Consider the following 14,941-nt stretch of genomic DNA (forward strand, 5'->3'; position numbering starts at 1 on the left):
CCATGCTGTGGGCCTGCATCGCCCTGCCGCATCTCGCGCTCGACAGCGTGCTGCGGCGCAGCGCCGATCCCGCGCGGCCGCTCGCGCTGGTGCACGGGCCGGTGCACCTGCGCAGCGTGCGCGCGGTGAATGCCGCGGCCGCCGCGGCCGGCCTCAAGCCCGGCATGCGCTTGGGTGCGGCGCATGCGTTGTGCGCCGAGGCCGTGTTCGTCGAGAGCGATCCGGCGCAGGAGCGCGCCGACCGCGCCATGCTCGCCCACTGGGCCTATCGCCACAGCTCGCTGGTGAGCCTGCAGGACGAGGACGCGATCGTGCTGGAGGTGCGCGCGAGCTTCCGCCTGTTCGGCGAATGGCCGCAGTTGCAGGCGCGCCTGCGCGAGGAGCTGACGCAACTGGGCTTCGCGCATGCGCTCGCGCTCGCGCCCACGCCGCGCGCGGCGCGGGTGTTCGCAGGATTGCGCGATGGGCTGGCGATCACCAATCCGGCGGCATTGCCCGACGTGCTCGATCGCGTGCCGACCCGCCGTGCCGGGTTGCCCGACGACGCCGGCGCGCGCCTGCACGACATGGGCGCACGCACGCTCGCCGACGTGCGCCGGCTGCCACGCGCGGGGCTGCGGCGGCGGTTCGGCGCGGCGCTGCTGGAGCATCTCGACCGCCTGTACGGCGAGGCCGACGATCCGCTCGATTTCTTCGTGCCGCCCGACCGCTTCGATGCCCGCATCGAACTCGGCTACGAGGTCGAAAGCCACCAGGCGCTGCTGTTCCCGCTGCGGCGGTTGACCGGCGATCTGGCCGTGCATCTGTCCGCGCGCGACGGCGGCGTGCAGCGCTTCGTGCTGCGGCTGGAACACGACCGCGCGCATACCGATGTCGAGGTCGGCCTGCTGGCGCCCGAGCGCGATGCCGCGCTGCTGTTCGACATCGCGCGCAACCGGCTGGAACAGGCGAGCCTGCCGGCCGCTGCGATCGGCGTGCGGCTGATCGCCGAGGAACTGCCGCCGTTCGTGCCGCCCTCGCGCGATCTGTTCGACACCCGGCCCGCGCAGGCCGTGTCCTGGCCGCAGCTGCGCGAACGCCTGCGCGCGCGGCTGGGCGACGGCGCGGTGTACCGGCTCGCGGCGACCGGCGATCCGCGTCCCGAACGCGCCTGGCGCAAGGCGGGCGTGGACGAGGACGCCGCCTGCGCTGCATCCGCGCCATCGCGTCCGCCGCGTCCGGCGCTGCTGCTCGACCCTCCGGTGCCGCTGCGCGATCACACGCTGCGCATCCTCGCCGGCCCCGAGCGCCTGGAGAGCGGCTGGTGGGACGGCGACGACCAGCGCCGCGACTACTACATCCTCGAAACCTCGCAGGGACAGCGCGCCTGGGCGTTCGTGCCCGCCGGCGAACGCGACGGCTGGATGCTGCACGGCTGGTTCGCATGAGCTGGGACGACGCCGTCGACGGTGTGGACCGCGAGACGCCGGGCGACCGCGTCCCGCGCGCGCTGCAGGTGGCCACGCGCCTGCGCGGCGCGGCCAACGACGACCCGCTCGACGCGCTACCGCCGTACGCCGAGCTGCACTGCATCAGCGACTTCAGCTTCCTGCGCGGCGCGGCGAACGCCGAACAGCTGTTCGCGCGCGCGGCGCAGTGCGGCTATCGCGCGCTCGCTATCACCGACGAGTGCTCGCTGGCCGGCATCGTGCGCGCGCTGGAGGCATCGAAGGCCACCGGCGTGCGGCTGATCGTCGGCAGCGAGTTCCGGCTGGAGGATGGTGCCCGTTTCGTGCTGCTGGTGGAGAACGCCGACGGCTACACGCGCCTGTGCGAGCTGATCACCCGCGGCCGCCGCGCGGCGGAGAAGGGCGCCTACCGGCTGACGCGCGCGGACGTGGAAGCACTGTTCGACACCATGGCGCCGGGCGTGTTCGCGCTGTGGCTGCCGGTGCGCGTGCCGGGGCGTGCGATCGACACGGAACCGGGACAGTGGCTGCGACGGGGGTTCGGCGAGTGCGCGTACCTCGCGGTCGAACTGCATCGCGACGAGGACGATGCCGCGCGGCTGCGCGAGTTGCTCGCGCTCGCCGACGTGCTTGGCATGACGCCGGTGGCCGCGGGCGACGTGCACATGGCCACGCGGCGCCAGCGCGTGCTGCAGGACACGATGACCGCGATCCGCCACGGCCTGCCGCTGGCCGAATGCGGCGCGCACCTGTTCCGCAACGGCGAGCGCCACCTGCGCCACCGCCGCGCGCTCGCCAACATCTACCCGCGCGCGCTGCTCGACAACGCGGTCGCGCTGGCCGAGCGCTGCACCTACGACCTGGAGAAGAACACCACCTACCGCTACCCACGCGAACTGGTGCCGGACGGCGAGACGCCCAGCTCGCACCTGCGCCGGCTGACCTACGAGGGTGTGGCGCGCCACTGGCCGGAGGGCGCGCCGCCGAAGGTGATCGCACAAATCGAGAGCGAGCTCGCGCTGATCGCCGAGCTGAAGTACGAAGCGTTCTTCCTCACCGTCGAGGACATCGTCCGCTTCGCGCGCGGCCGCGGCATCCTGTGCCAGGGGCGCGGCTCGTCGGCCAATTCCGCGGTCTGCTATGCGCTCGGGATCACCGCGGTGAACCCGGCCGAGAGCCGCCTGCTGATGGCACGCTTCCTGTCCAAGGAACGCAACGAGCCGCCCGACATCGACGTCGATTTCGAGCACGAGCGGCGCGAAGAGGTGCTGCAGTACGTCTATGCCAAGTACGGCCGCGAGCGTGCGGCGCTGGCGGCGACGGTGATCCGCTACCAGGGCAAGAGCGCGGTGCGCGACGTCGCCAAGGCGTTCGGCCTGCCGCCGGACCAGATCGCGCTGCTGGCCGGCTGCTTCGGCTGGGGCAACGGCGGCACGCCGATGGAGCAGCGTCTGCGCGAAGCGGGCTTCGATCCCCACAACCCGCTGATCGCCCGCATCCTTGCCGTGACCGAGGCGCTGATCGGCCACCCGCGCCACCTGTCGCAGCACGTCGGCGGCTTCGTGATCTCCGACGGGCCGCTGGCGACGGTGGTGCCGGTCGAGAACGCCGCGATGGACGAGCGCACCATCATCCAGTGGGACAAGGACGACCTGGAGACGATGCGGATGCTCAAGGTCGACTGCCTCGCGCTCGGCATGCTGACCTGCATCCGCAAGGCGTTCGACCTGGTGCGCGCGCATCGCGGCCGCGACCTCGACATGACCCGCGTGCCGCAGGAGGACCCGGCGACGTACGCGATGATCCAGATCGCCGATACGGTCGGCGTGTTCCAGATCGAATCGCGCGCGCAGATGACGATGCTGCCGCGGCTGAAGCCGCAAACCTTTTACGACCTGGTGATCGAAGTGGCGATCGTGCGGCCGGGGCCGATCCAGGGCGGCATGGTGCATCCGTACCTGCGCCGCAGGATGGGCCGCGAGCCGGTGAGCTATCCCTCGCCCGAGGTGAAGGAAATCCTCGAGAAGACGCTCGGCATCCCGCTGTTCCAGGAGCAGGTGATGGAGCTGGTCATGACGGCGGCGAAATACACACCCGACGAGGCCGACAAGCTGCGGCGCTCGATGGCCGCCTGGCGCCACAACGGCGACATGGAGCCGCACCGCGAACGCATCCGCACGCGCATGCTCGCCAACGGCTATAGGCCTGAGTTCGTCGACCAGATCTTCGAGCAGATCAAGGGCTTCGGCTCCTACGGCTTTCCGCAGAGCCACGCCGCTTCGTTCGCCAAGCTGGTCTACATCAGCTGCTGGCTCAAGCGCCACGAGCCCGCGGCGTTCGCCTGCGCGCTGCTCAACTCGCAGCCGATGGGGTTCTACTCGCCCAGCCAGATCGTGCAGGACGCGCGGCGCGGCTCGCGCGAGCGCGAGCCGGTGGAGGTGCGGCCGGTCGACGTGCAGTGCAGCGACTGGGACTGCACGCTGGAGGGCGGCGAGCCGGGCGGGACGCAGCCGGCGATCCGCCTCGGCCTGCGCGAGGTGCGCGGCCTGTCGGAAGCCGCCGGCCGCGCCATCGCCGCCGCGCGCGCCGGGCGTCCGTTCCGCGACCTGGACGACCTGCGCCTGCGCGCCGGGCTCGACGAGAAGGCCTGCCGCGTCCTCGCCGAGGCCGATGCGCTGCGCGGCCTCGTCGGCGATCGCCACGCCGCGCGCTGGGCGGTGGCCGGGCTTGAACGTCGGCGACCGCTGCTGCCCGGCAATGCGCCCGAGGACGCCGTCGTGCTGCCGGCGCCGCGCGCGGGCGAGGAGATCCTGTCCGACTACCGCGCGCTGGGCCTGACGCTGAAGGCGCATCCGATGGCGCTGATGCGTTCGCAGCTGCGCCAGCGGCGCATCCTCGGCTCGCGCGAGCTGCGCGCGATGCGGCACGGCCGCGGCGTGCACGTGGCCGGGCTGGTCACCCAGCGCCAGCGCCCGGCCACCGCCAAGGGCACGATCTTCGTCACGCTCGAAGACGAGGACGGCATGATCAACGTCATCGTCTGGCCCGACCTCGCGATCCGCCAGCGCAAGGCGCTGCTCGCCTCCACGCTGCTGGCCGTGCGTGGCCACTGGGAGCGCGTGGACGGCGTCGAACATCTGATCGCCGCGCAACTGCACGATCTCAGCCCGTTGCTGGGCAACCTGCGCGCCGGATCCCGCGACTTCCGCTGATTCGTGGATGCCCTGGCCATCCTGCTTCCCGCATCGCCACCGCCCGCGAGGCGAAGCGCACCGGCGCGCGCGGGACTGCGCCTCGCGCGGTGCCCGCTCAGCAGCAGCGCGAGCGGCCGCGGCCGTAGCGCGCGGCGAGGCGTTCGCGGAAGAACTCCTCGCGCGTCATGGGGGGGCGTTCCGGATGCATGCGGCGCGCGTGCGCGACGTAGCGGTCGTAGTCGGGCAGGCCGACCGCCATCCGGGCCGCGACGCAGGCCGCGCGCCAGGCGCGGCGCAGGCGCTCCGGCCAGCGCTCAGCGCGCCACGGCATCGAGCGCGACATAGTCGCTCTCCCGCGCGGTGGGCTCGCGATGGCGCCAGGCGGCCAGCCCCGCGCGCAGCCCGAACAACGCGGCGCTGAGCAGCACCGCCATGAACAGCGCGCACAGGCCCGCGTCGAGGTAGTTGTTGAAGACGACGCGCTGCATCTCATCGATCGATTTCGCCGGCGCCAGCACCTCGCCGCGCGCCGCCGCCTCGGCGAAGCGGCGCGCGTTGGCGAGGAAGCCGATCCTGGGATCGTCGTGGAAGAGCTTCTGCCAGCCGGCCGTCATCGTGCAGACCAGCAGCCACGCGGTCGGCAGCAGCGGGATCCACAGGTACCGCTCGCGCTTCATCCGCACCATCACCACGCAGCAGAACACCAGCGCCATGCCGGCGAGCATCTGGTTGGCGATGCCGAACAGCGGCCACAGCGTATTGATGCCGCCGAGCGGGTCGACCACGCCCTGGTAGAGGAAGTAGCCCCAGCAGGCGACCGCGATTCCGGTGCAGACCACGTTGGCGCCCCAGCTTTCGGTGCGCCGGAACGGCGCGTACGCCAGGCCGATCAGCTCCTGGAACATGAAGCGTGCCACCCGCGTGCCGGCGTCGATGGTGGTGAGGATGAACAGCGCCTCGAACAGGATCGCGTAGTGGTACCAGAAGGCCATCATCCCTTCGCCCGGAACCAGGCCGTGCAGGATCTGCGCCATGCCCACCGCGAGCGTGGGCGCGCCGCCCGTGCGCGAGAGGATGCTCGCCTCGCCGATGTCCCGCGCGACCCCGCTCAGCGTTTCCGGCGTGACCACGAAGCCGAGCGTGCGGATCGCCTCGGCGGCGGTGTCCGCCGTGGTGCCGAGCAGCGCGGCCGGCGCGTTCATCGCGAAATACACGCCCGGATCGAGCACGCACGCGGCCACCAGCGCCATCACCGCGACGAACGCTTCCATCAGCATGCCGCCGTAGCCCACCAGCGGGATGTGCGCCTCATTGGCGATCAGCTTGGGCGTGGTGCCCGAGCTGATCAGCGAATGGAAGCCGGACACCGCACCGCAGGCGATGGTGATGAACAGGAACGGGAACAGGTTGCCGGCGAATACCGGCCCGGTGCCGTCGACGAAGCGGGTCACCGCCGGCATCTGCAGGTCAGGGCGCGCCAGCAGGATGGCGACGGCGAGCAACACCACCGTGCCGATCTTCAGGAACGTCGAGAGGTAATCGCGCGGCGCCAGCAGCAGCCACACCGGCAGCACCGCGGCGACGAAGCCGTAGCCGATCAGCAGCCAGGCCAGCGTCGTCGCTTCGAGATGGAACCACGCCGCCCACTGCGGGTGGGCCGCGACCTTGCCGCCGATCGCGATCGATACCAGCAGCAGCGCCAGGCCCAGCACCGACACCTCGAGGATGCGTCCCGGCCGCAGCCAGCGCAGATACACGCCCATCAGCAGCGCGATCGGGATCGTCATCGCCACCGTGAACGTGCCCCACGGGCTTTCGGCGAGCGCCTTCACCACCACCAGCGCCAGCACCGCGAGCAGGATCACCATGATCATCAGGATGCCGACCATCGTGATAACCCCAGCCGCCGGACCGAGCTCGGCGCGGATCATCTCGCCCAGCGAGCGGCCGTCGCGGCGCGTGGAGAAGAACAGCACCAGCATGTCCTGCACCGCGCCGGCCAGCACCACACCGACCAGGATCCACAGCGTGCCCGGCAGGTAGCCCATCTGCGCCGCCAGCACGGGCCCGACCAGCGGCCCAGCGCCGGCGATCGCGGCGAAGTGATGGCCGAACACCACCGCCTTCGCGGTCGGCACGTAATCCAGACCGTCGTTGCGCCGCCATGCGGGCGTGGCGCGGGTGGGATCGACGCCGAGCGCGCGGCTGGCGATGTAACGCGCATAGAAACGGTACGCGATCAGCAGGGTGCAGACCGCCGCGGTCACCAGCCACATCGCGCCGATGGTTTCGCCGCGATGGAGCGCCAGCACGCCGAAGCTGGCGGCGCCGAGCAGCGCGACCAGCGGCCAGCCGATCCAGGACATCGCCTTCATGCTCAACCCTCCCAGTGACCGCGCGAGGGTGGCGCGCGCGGGCGGCCGCGGTCAACGGGTGAGCGCCGGCACGACATCCTGCCCCTGCAGGGGGGCTTCAGCCGCGATGGACGCGCCCGCCAGGCTTCGCGCTTGCGGCTGAAGCCGCTCCTGAGAGTTCGGGCGCTCCTGCAGGCGCGGCTTCGGCCGCGACCGAACCGCCCGCCGATCCTCGACCCGCGGTGCGCACCAACGCCGGTCAAAGCCAGCGCGCGCGCTTGAGCCAGGCGTACAGCACCACGCACACCAGCGCGGTCACCCCGATCAGCACGGGATACGCGTAGCGCTCGTCCAGCTCCGGCATGTGGCGGAAGTTCATCCCGTACCAGCTTGCGATCAGCGTGGGCGCCGCCAGCAGCGCCGCCCAGCCGGCGAGGCGCTTGACCACCTCGCCCTGGTGGATGGTGACCAGCGACAGGTTCACGCTCATCGCCGCGGTCAGCATCTCGCGCAGGGTGTCGGTGCTGTCGTTGATGCGCACGGCGTGGTCGTGCACGTCGCGCAGGTAGAGCTGGCTCTCCTCGTCGATCAGCACGGTGCGGTTGCGCACGAGCTGGCCGAGCAGATCCTGCAGCGGCGACACCGCCAGCCGCAGGCGCGCCAGGTCGCGCTTCAGCCGGTACAGGCGGCGGACCGTCTCCTTGCGGAAATCCTCGGCGAACACGTCCTGCTCGAGCGCGTTGAGCTCCTGCGAGAAGGCGTCGACGATCGGCATGAAGTTGTCGACGATCTGGTCCAGCACCATGTAGAGCCCGGCCGCCGGACCGCGCGCCATCGCCTCGGGTTCGCGCTCGAAGCGGGCGCGCGCGCTCGCGTAGCTGGTGGACGCGCCGTGGCGCACGGTGATCAGGTAGCGCGCACCGAAGAAGACGTGGGTTTCGCCGAAGCGGACCGTGCCTTCGACATGCTGCGCGGTATGCAGCACCAGGAACAGCGAATCGCCGTACGCTTCGAGTTTCGGCCGCTGGTGGGCGTGGTGCGCGTCCTCGACCGCGAGGTCGTGCAGGCCGAATTCCTCCTGCAGTTTGTCGAGCAGCGCCTCGTCCGGCTCGTACAGGCCGACCCAGACGAAACTCCCATCATTCACCGCGAGCACGTCGCTGATCGCATCGAGCGTGATTTCGCGGCGACTGCCGTCGCGCCCGTAGGCGACGCAGGCGACGACGGAGTGCGGCAGGCCGCGGGCATCGCAGGCGAGGGGATTCATGCGCGCATCCTGCCGCGTGAGGCGCGATGCGGCAATCAGCGCGCGGGCAGGGCGAAGGCGTCGCCGAAGAACACCCAGGCGAGCGTGCAGAGCGCGAAGACGACGGCGAGCCATCCGGCCCCCAGCGCGGTCAGTCGGTACAGTCGCATGCAGGCATCCCAGCCGGTCCAGCTCCCCGATTGGATGCGCGCGGGCGCGCGAACGTTGCATCGCGACGCAAGCCGGCGATCCTGCGCGTGGCCGGCCCGGCGCGGGTCAGCCGGTCCGCCGGGCCGCGCGCGGCCAGGCGAGGGCCAGCGCCGCGTGCACGGGCAGCGTCAGCACGATCCAGTGCAGGTTCTGCTGCGGCACCTTCGGCAGCCAGTAGAAGAACAACGCCAGCGCGGCGATGCCGGCGACGACGGCCAGCGCGGTGCGCTCCCACCTGCGCGGCGCGCGCGCGCGCAGGCGCCGCCAGGCCGCCGGCAGCAGCAGCGCGCACAGCGGCAGGAACAGCAGCAGGTTGCGGTTGGCCCAGGCGTAGCGGTGCTCGGTGCCGACCCACAGGAACAGCAACGTCGCCCCGATCAGCGTGCACAGCGTCCACCAGACCAGCGCGAACGCGCCGAGCGCGCGCGGCGCGCGCCGTGCCGCAAGCAGCAGCGCCGCCGCCAGCGCCACGCCCGCCGCCGCCCACGGCATCCAGCGGATCGGACGTTCGCCCGGTTCCGGCGCGAGCCGGTGCGGCAGCACGCGTTCGGTGGCGACCACCAGCGGGCCGCCGGCGGCGGTGCGCGTTTCCGCCAGCGCGTCGGCCAGCCGCATCGGCACGAACGCGTCCTCCCACACCGAGCGCGGCGCGTCGGCGGCCGGGCCCAGGCCGAGGTCGAACCCCAGCCACATCCACCACACCGGCCGCGACAGCCGCAGCGCCTCGCCGCGGTAGGTGTTGCCGTGCGAGCGCCCCGCGGTCTGCCGTTTCAGCGCGCCATCCAGCGCGCGGTCCAGCGCGTCGCGCACGCGAGTGGCGCAGTTGTCGTCGAAATACTGGTAGTCGTAATGCGCGTTCTGCGGCAGCGCGTTGATGCGCAGCGCCTGCGCGAGCTCCCGCGCCTGATCGGGAGTGAGGTCCAGCCACTGCACGGTCACGCCGCGGCCGACCTGGCGGTAATACGCCAGATCCTCCGCGAACGGCAGCGCGGCCAGACGGTAGCGCATGCGCCCTTCGACGAAGCGCGCGAGAAAGTCGGGCTCGGTCGGATCGAAGAAACCGAAGTTGTAGGCGGTGGCCGCGCCCGTGCGCGGGTCGGCCACCACGATCGCGTTGTGCCCGAAGCGCTCGAAGAAGATCTCGCCGGGCGCCATCGTCGCCACCCCGATCCGGGGCGCGTCGGCCTGCGCCTGCGCCGGCGGCGCCGCCAGCAGCCAGCCGAAGGCGAGCAGGGCGGTCAGCAGCAGGCGCAGGCAGCCGCCGCCGCGGGCCGGCGTGCGCCCGGTCATTCGGCCAGCACGCCGACGTGGAACGCGTGCACGCGGCGCGCGTCGGCGCTGGAGACGCGGAACACGAACCGGCCGAGCGTGAGCTCCTCGCCCGGCTCGGGCAGGTGTCCGATCGCCGCGGTCACCAGGCCGCCGATGGTGTCGTACTCGTCGTCGTCGAACTCGGCCTGGAAACGTTCGTTGAAGTCGGCGATCGGCGTCAGCGCGTCGACCACGAACTGGCCGTCGGCCTGCGCCGCGATCAGCGCGTTGGGGTCTTCGGCATCGTCGTGCTCGTCGTCGATCTCGCCGACGATCTGCTCCAGCACGTCCTCGATCGTCACCAGCCCGGCGACGCCGCCGTGCTCGTCGATCACGATCGCCATGTGGTTGCGCGACTGCCGGAACTCGCGCAGCAGCACGTCCAGCCGCTTCGATTCGGGGATCAGCACCGCCGGGCGCAGCAGCGCGTGGATGGTGGCCGGACCGTGATCGCAGACCACGCCGCGCAGCAGATCCTTGGCGAGCAGGATGCCGAGCACGTCGTCGGTGGTCTCGCCGTGCACGGGGAAGCGCGAATGGCCGGACTCGACCACCTTCTTCATGATGTCCAGCAGCGGCGCCTCGGCCGGCAGCGACACCATCTGCGCGCGCGGCACCATCACGTCGCCGACGGTGAGGTCGGACACCGCGATCGCGCCTTCCATCATCCGCAGCGTGTCGGCGCCGATCAGGCCGTCGGCCTGGGCGTCGCGCAGCAGCTCGACCAGATCCTCGCGGGAGGAGGGTTCGCCGGTGAACGCCGCGCCGATGCGCTCGAGCCAGGAGCGGCGACGTTCGTGGGGTTCGTGGGACTGGGAAGACTTACTGTCGTCCTCGGACATCGCGTTGGCATGGACGCCCCCGGGAGCGGGCGTCGGGCCTGGGAGTCTACCGCGGACCGGTGACGGGGGTGCAGTGGCGCCTCAGGCGGACCGCAGCCGGGCGCGCAGCCAGGCGGCGAGGGCGGCCTCGTCCAGCTCGCCGGCGGCGAGGGCGAGAAACGTGACCACGCACTCGGCGTCCGAAGCGTCCAGCCAGAAGCCGTGGAGGTTGAGGAACGTTTCGGCCAGTACCAGCGCCGTGCGTTTGTTGCCGTCTACGAAGGGGTGGAGCCGGGCGATGCCATGCGCGTAGGACGCCGCGAGCGCGGCCGCGTCGGGTGGCGGATCCGCATAGGCGTCGAGCTGGCGCGGCTTCGCCAGGGCCGTCTGGAGCAGGGACGAATCACGCAGGCCGGGGGCCCCGCCATGTTCCGCGAGCTGTTCGCCGTCAATGGCGATGGCGGTTTCTTCGGCAAGCCAGATCCATTGACTCATGGGCGCTCCGTGTCACTTGGCCAGTTCCCGCAACGCGGCGCGGCGCCGCTTCATGACTTCGCGGGCCACCTTCATCTGCGCCTCGAATTCGGCGTCGTAAGGCGTAAGCCGGTAGCCGTCGGGGGCTTCGGTCAGGAACACGCTGTCGCCGGCGTCGAGCTTGAGGCGGGCGAGCACCTCCTTGGGCAGGATCACGCCCACGGAGTTGCCGATACGGGTGAGTTTGAGCGCGGTCATGGCGGCGTCCTCGTTATAACGAGCGTTATTACGCCGCCGGAGGCTGCATGTCAAACACGCTGGCGTGCGGGCACCGGAGCGGGGGCGCCCACCCGCGCGGAACGATGGCGAAGTCGCGGTACCGCCTGCCCGCCGGCCTCAGCCGCGATAGGGATCGGGAATGCCGAGGTCCGCCAGGATCTCGCGTTCGAGCTGCTCCATCGCCTCGGCCTCGCGCTCGTCCTGATGGTCCCAGCCGAGCAGGTGCAGCGTGCCGTGCACGGTCAGGTGGGCGTAGTGGGCGGCGAGCGGCTTGCCCTGCTCGGCGGCCTCGCGCGCGACCACCGGCGCGCACAGCACCAGATCGCCCAGCAGCGGCATGCGCACGCCGGCCGGCAGGCCTTCCGGCAACTCGGCCGGGAAGCTGAGCACGTTGGTGGCGTAGTCCTTGCCGCGGTAATGGCGGTTGAGGTGGCGGCCTTCCTCCTCACCGACCACGCGCACGGCGAGATCCGCTTCCAGGATGCGCCCCTGCAGCGCCGCGGCCACCCAGCGCCGGAAGCTCACCGGCGCCGGCACGCCCGCGCGCGGGACCGCATAGAAGACCGCCACGTCCAGGCGGCGCGGCCCGCGCGTCATGCCGGCGGCACCGGCGGCGGCAGCGCCGGCGCGACCGGCGGCGCGGGCCCCGCTGCGGCCGCCTGCGCGTCGCGCGCGTCGTAGGCATCGACGATGCGGGCCACCAGCGGATGCCGCACCACGTCGCGCGCCTCGAAAAAGGTGAAGCTGATGCCGCCCACGCCGCGCAGCACGTCCAGCGCGTCGCGCAGCCCCGACTTCTGGTTGCGCGGCAGGTCGATCTGGGTGAGGTCGCCGGTCACCACCGCGGTGCTGCCGTAGCCGATGCGGGTCAGGAACATCTTCATCTGCTCGATGGTGGTGTTCTGCGCCTCGTCGAGGATCACGAACGCATCGTTGAGCGTGCGGCCGCGCATGTAGGCCAGCGGCGCCACCTCGATGACGTTCTTCTCCAGCAGCTTGACCACCTTCTCCACGCCGAGCATCTCGTACAGCGCGTCGTACAGCGGGCGCAGGTAGGGGTCGACCTTCTGGGTGAGATCGCCCGGCAGGAAGCCGAGCTTCTCGCCGGCCTCGACCGCCGGACGCACCAGGATCAGCCGCTGCACGCGCGATTCGTTCAGCGCTTCCACCGCGCTCGCCACCGCCAGGAACGTCTTGCCGGTGCCGGCCGGGCCGATGCCGAAGTTGATGTCGTGGGTGGCGATCGCGTGCAGGTACTTCTGCTGGTTCGGACCGCGCCCGCGGATGCTGCCGCGGCGCACGCGGATCACCACCTCCTGCGGGACGATCTCGTCGTCCTCGGCCTCCTGCGCGGCGGCTTCGCTCAGGAACAGGTGGATGGCGGCGTCGTCGAGCGGCTCGCCGTCGGCCTCCTCCCACAGGCGGCGCAGCAGGCGTTCGGCGCGGGCGACCGCCGGTTGCGGCCCGGCGATGCGGAACACGTTGCCGCGATTGGCGATCTCCACGCCCAGCCGCAGTTCGATCTGGCGCAGGTGCGCGTCGAACGGTCCGGACAGGTTGGCGAGGCGCTCGGCTTCGGGCGGGTGGAGGACGAATTCGGACGTGGCGAGCGGATGCATCGGGCGAAGGGGTGGAGCCGGATCGGGCAGTGTCGCAGATGGCGGTGGCGCCCGCGTCATCGCCGCTCGCGCAGCAGCGCCAGACCGAGCGCCAGCAGAACGGTCGCGCCGAGCGCCCACGCCGCATCGGTCGCCTGCCACGGCCCGGTTCCGCGCTGCCCGTGCGCGCCCAGGCGCAGCAGGGCGAGCGCGGCGAGGCCAAGGAACCAGAACGCGAGCGGGCGGCGGGACCGGGGGGCGGGCATCCGCACATTCTGCCGGGCGCCGCGCCGCCCAGGGCAGGCCCGCTCACGCGTCATTAATTGAACAAACAATTAAATATCGCGCCATGCCCCGCAAGCCCGCCCGCCGCCCCGGCCGACCCGCGGCCGCCGCCGCCCCGGATCTGCGCGAGCGTCTGCTCGACGCCGCCATCGCCTGCTTCTGCCGCGAAGGGATCGCGGGCACCTCGGTGCGCGCGATCGCCCGCGAAGCCGGCGTCACTCCCGCGCTGCTGCATTACTACTTCGGCGACAAGGCGCAACTGCAGCAGGCGGTGGTCACCGACCGCATCCTCCCGGCGGTCGCGCTGCTGCGCGAGCACCTGCTCGCCAACGGCGACGACATCGCCGGCATGGTGGCCGGCTTCGTCAGCGGCGTGGGCGCGGCGGTGGCGCGTCACCCGTGGCTGCCCGCGCTGTGGGTGCGCGAGGTGCTGTGCGAGGGCGGCGCGCTGCGCGAGGTGGTGCTGCAGCACGTCGGACCGCAGGTGCCGGCGCTCATGGCCGCGCGGTTCGCGCAGGCGCAGCGGAGCGGGGAGATCAATCCCGATCTGGATCCGCGGCTGCTGGTGGTCTCGCTGGTCGGCCTCACCTTCTTCCCGCTGGCGAGCGCGCCGATCTGGCGCCGCCTGTTCGGTGCCGACGATCTCGACTTCGCCGCCCTGCGCAAGCACACGCTGGCGCTGCTCGACCGCGGCCTGGAGCTTCCCGCATGAGCCCTTCCTCGCACCGCCCGCACGCGCGCCCGGCCACGACGCGTCGCCGCCTCCGCACATTCTGCGCGCCGCTCGCCGCGCTGCTGCTCGCGGCCTGCACGGCCGAGCCGCCGCAGGCGCTCGGCACGCTCGAATACGACCGTGTGACGCTCACCGCGCCCGCCTCCGAACGCATCCTCGCCGTGCTGGTGCGCGAGGGCGAGCGCGTGCGCGCAGGCCAGCCGCTGCTGCGCGTCGAACCCGCCCGCACGCGGGCCGCCGAGCAGGCCGCGCGGGCGGACGTCGAACGCAGCCGGGCGCAACTGGACGAGCTGCGCGAAGGCCCGCGCGCGGAGGCGATCGCCCGTGCGCGCGCCGAACTCGCCGCCGCGCGCGCCCAGGCCCGCGAGGCCCAGGCGTACCACGCCCGCCTGCAGCCGTTGGCGCGCCAGCGCCTGGTGGCCGCGGCCGACGCCGACCGCGCGCGGGCCGCCGCCGAGAACGCGGTCGCGCGCGAACGGGCCGCGGAGCAGGCGCTGCAGGAACTGGAGCGGGGCACCCGGCCGGAGCAGATCGCGCAGGGCGAAGCCGCGGTGCGCGCGGCCGAGGCGCGCGCGACGGCGCAGGCGGTCACGCTCGCCAAGCTCACGGTGAGCGCGCCGCGCGCCGGGCGGGTGGACAGCCTGCCCTACGAGCCCGGCGACGAACCGCCCGCCGGCGCGCCCCTGGCGGTGCTGCAGGTCGGCGACCGGCCCCACGCGCGCATCTACGTGCCGCAACCGTTGCGCGCGTCCGTGCGCGTCGGCACGCCGGTACAGGTGGAGGTCGACGGCCGCCGCTACGCGGGGCGCGTGCGCATGATCCGCAACGAGCCCGCGTTCACCCCGTACTACGCGCTGATCGGCGAGGACGTCGCGCGCCTGAGCTACCTCGCCGAAGTCGAACTCACCGACCCGCGCGCCGACGGCCTGCCGGCCGGGCTGCCGGTGGGCGTGCGTTTCGCGGCGGAGCGGGCCCGTGACTGAGGAAG

The 14,941-nt window shown here is 72.2% G+C and carries 14 protein-coding genes; 4 read left to right on the forward strand and 10 right to left on the reverse strand.

The window, feature by feature from the left end; translation table 11 throughout:
- The first annotated feature begins 2 nt into the window (after positions 1-2).
- Both FQY64_RS00395 and FQY64_RS00400 read left to right on the forward strand, forming a co-directional pair.
- On the forward strand, positions 3-1,427 hold the full coding sequence (locus FQY64_RS00395) for a Y-family DNA polymerase (protein ID WP_146471722.1): 1,425 nt from the start codon (positions 3-5) through the stop codon (positions 1,425-1,427).
- A complete protein-coding gene (locus FQY64_RS00400; protein WP_146471723.1) occupies positions 1,424-4,660 on the forward strand; it encodes an error-prone DNA polymerase in 3,237 nt (1,078 codons plus the stop codon). Before FQY64_RS00395 ends, FQY64_RS00400 begins: the two co-directional genes overlap by 4 nt.
- A gap of 97 nt (positions 4,661-4,757) precedes the next feature.
- On the opposite strand, the gene FQY64_RS00405 is transcribed toward FQY64_RS00400, so the two are convergent.
- The 10 genes from FQY64_RS00405 to FQY64_RS00450 form a co-directional block, all read right to left on the reverse strand.
- Complete coding sequence (locus FQY64_RS00405; RefSeq protein WP_146471724.1) at positions 4,758-4,973, reverse strand: YbdD/YjiX family protein; 216 nt, start codon at positions 4,971-4,973, stop codon at positions 4,758-4,760.
- Positions 4,957-7,017, reverse strand: a complete 2,061-nt coding sequence (locus FQY64_RS00410) for a carbon starvation CstA family protein (protein ID WP_146471725.1) — start codon at positions 7,015-7,017, stop codon at positions 4,957-4,959. Before FQY64_RS00410 ends, FQY64_RS00405 begins: the two co-directional genes overlap by 17 nt.
- 238 nt (positions 7,018-7,255) lie before the next feature.
- A complete protein-coding gene (gene corA / locus FQY64_RS00415) occupies positions 7,256-8,263 on the reverse strand; it encodes a magnesium/cobalt transporter CorA (RefSeq protein WP_146471726.1) in 1,008 nt (335 codons plus the stop codon).
- A 255-nt stretch (positions 8,264-8,518) separates the two neighbouring features.
- Positions 8,519-9,742 (reverse strand): lipoprotein N-acyltransferase Lnb domain-containing protein, encoded by a 1,224-nt coding sequence (locus FQY64_RS00420; RefSeq protein ID WP_146471727.1) that lies wholly within the window; start codon positions 9,740-9,742, stop codon positions 8,519-8,521.
- Entirely contained in the window at positions 9,739-10,605 is an 867-nt protein-coding gene (locus FQY64_RS00425; RefSeq protein ID WP_146471728.1) for a CorC family transporter, read from the reverse strand. Before FQY64_RS00425 ends, FQY64_RS00420 begins: the two co-directional genes overlap by 4 nt.
- Before the next feature lie 81 nt (positions 10,606-10,686).
- Entirely contained in the window at positions 10,687-11,079 is a 393-nt protein-coding gene (locus FQY64_RS00430) for a type II toxin-antitoxin system death-on-curing family toxin (RefSeq protein WP_146471729.1), read from the reverse strand.
- A gap of 12 nt (positions 11,080-11,091) precedes the next feature.
- The gene (locus FQY64_RS00435) at positions 11,092-11,316 is read right to left on the reverse strand and encodes an AbrB/MazE/SpoVT family DNA-binding domain-containing protein (RefSeq protein WP_146471730.1); all 225 of its coding nucleotides are present in this window, start codon (positions 11,314-11,316) and stop codon (positions 11,092-11,094) included.
- A gap of 138 nt (positions 11,317-11,454) precedes the next feature.
- Positions 11,455-11,934 carry an rRNA maturation RNase YbeY gene (gene ybeY / locus FQY64_RS00440; RefSeq protein ID WP_146471731.1) on the reverse strand — a complete coding sequence of 160 codons (480 nt, stop codon included), beginning with the start codon at positions 11,932-11,934 and terminating at the stop codon, positions 11,455-11,457.
- The gene (locus FQY64_RS00445; protein WP_146471732.1) at positions 11,931-12,956 is read right to left on the reverse strand and encodes a PhoH family protein; all 1,026 of its coding nucleotides are present in this window, start codon (positions 12,954-12,956) and stop codon (positions 11,931-11,933) included. Before FQY64_RS00445 ends, ybeY begins: the two co-directional genes overlap by 4 nt.
- A 56-nt stretch (positions 12,957-13,012) precedes the next feature.
- On the reverse strand, positions 13,013-13,201 hold the full coding sequence (locus FQY64_RS00450; RefSeq protein ID WP_146471733.1) for a hypothetical protein: 189 nt from the start codon (positions 13,199-13,201) through the stop codon (positions 13,013-13,015).
- Positions 13,202-13,284: 83 nt separating this feature from the next.
- Here FQY64_RS00450 and FQY64_RS00455 point away from each other — a divergent pair, with 83 nt between their 5' ends.
- Both FQY64_RS00455 and FQY64_RS00460 read left to right on the forward strand, forming a co-directional pair.
- On the forward strand, positions 13,285-13,932 hold the full coding sequence (locus tag FQY64_RS00455) for a TetR/AcrR family transcriptional regulator (RefSeq protein ID WP_146471734.1): 648 nt from the start codon (positions 13,285-13,287) through the stop codon (positions 13,930-13,932).
- Positions 13,929-14,936 (forward strand): HlyD family secretion protein, encoded by a 1,008-nt coding sequence (locus tag FQY64_RS00460; protein ID WP_146471735.1) that lies wholly within the window; start codon positions 13,929-13,931, stop codon positions 14,934-14,936. The genes FQY64_RS00455 and FQY64_RS00460 overlap by 4 nt, the downstream gene beginning before the upstream one ends.
- The last annotated feature ends 5 nt before the right edge of the window (positions 14,937-14,941 follow it).

The sequence above is a fragment of the Vulcaniibacterium thermophilum genome (assembly GCF_007923255.1).
In the GTDB taxonomy this organism is placed as follows: domain Bacteria; phylum Pseudomonadota; class Gammaproteobacteria; order Xanthomonadales; family Xanthomonadaceae; genus Lysobacter_F; species Lysobacter_F thermophilum.

Coding starts and splice junctions, on each gene's coding strand:
- FQY64_RS00450 (WP_146471733.1), bottom strand. CDS start 13,201: ATGCCCGCCCCCCGGTCCCGCCGCCCGCTCGCGTTCTGGTTCCTTGGC.
- FQY64_RS00460 (WP_146471735.1), top strand. CDS start 13,929: ATGAGCCCTTCCTCGCACCGCCCGCACGCGCGCCCGGCCACGACGCGT.
- FQY64_RS00410 (WP_146471725.1), bottom strand. CDS start 7,017: ATGAAGGCGATGTCCTGGATCGGCTGGCCGCTGGTCGCGCTGCTCGGC.
- FQY64_RS00445 (WP_146471732.1), bottom strand. CDS start 12,956: ATGCATCCGCTCGCCACGTCCGAATTCGTCCTCCACCCGCCCGAAGCC.
- FQY64_RS00395 (WP_146471722.1), top strand. CDS start 3: ATGCTGTGGGCCTGCATCGCCCTGCCGCATCTCGCGCTCGACAGCGTG.
- FQY64_RS00435 (WP_146471730.1), bottom strand. CDS start 11,316: ATGACCGCGCTCAAACTCACCCGTATCGGCAACTCCGTGGGCGTGATC.
- corA (WP_146471726.1), bottom strand. CDS start 8,263: ATGAATCCCCTCGCCTGCGATGCCCGCGGCCTGCCGCACTCCGTCGTC.
- FQY64_RS00455 (WP_146471734.1), top strand. CDS start 13,285: ATGCCCCGCAAGCCCGCCCGCCGCCCCGGCCGACCCGCGGCCGCCGCC.
- FQY64_RS00405 (WP_146471724.1), bottom strand. CDS start 4,973: ATGCCGTGGCGCGCTGAGCGCTGGCCGGAGCGCCTGCGCCGCGCCTGG.
- FQY64_RS00400 (WP_146471723.1), top strand. CDS start 1,424: ATGAGCTGGGACGACGCCGTCGACGGTGTGGACCGCGAGACGCCGGGC.
- FQY64_RS00420 (WP_146471727.1), bottom strand. CDS start 9,742: ATGACCGGGCGCACGCCGGCCCGCGGCGGCGGCTGCCTGCGCCTGCTG.
- ybeY (WP_146471731.1), bottom strand. CDS start 11,934: ATGACGCGCGGGCCGCGCCGCCTGGACGTGGCGGTCTTCTATGCGGTC.
- FQY64_RS00425 (WP_146471728.1), bottom strand. CDS start 10,605: ATGTCCGAGGACGACAGTAAGTCTTCCCAGTCCCACGAACCCCACGAA.
- FQY64_RS00430 (WP_146471729.1), bottom strand. CDS start 11,079: ATGAGTCAATGGATCTGGCTTGCCGAAGAAACCGCCATCGCCATTGAC.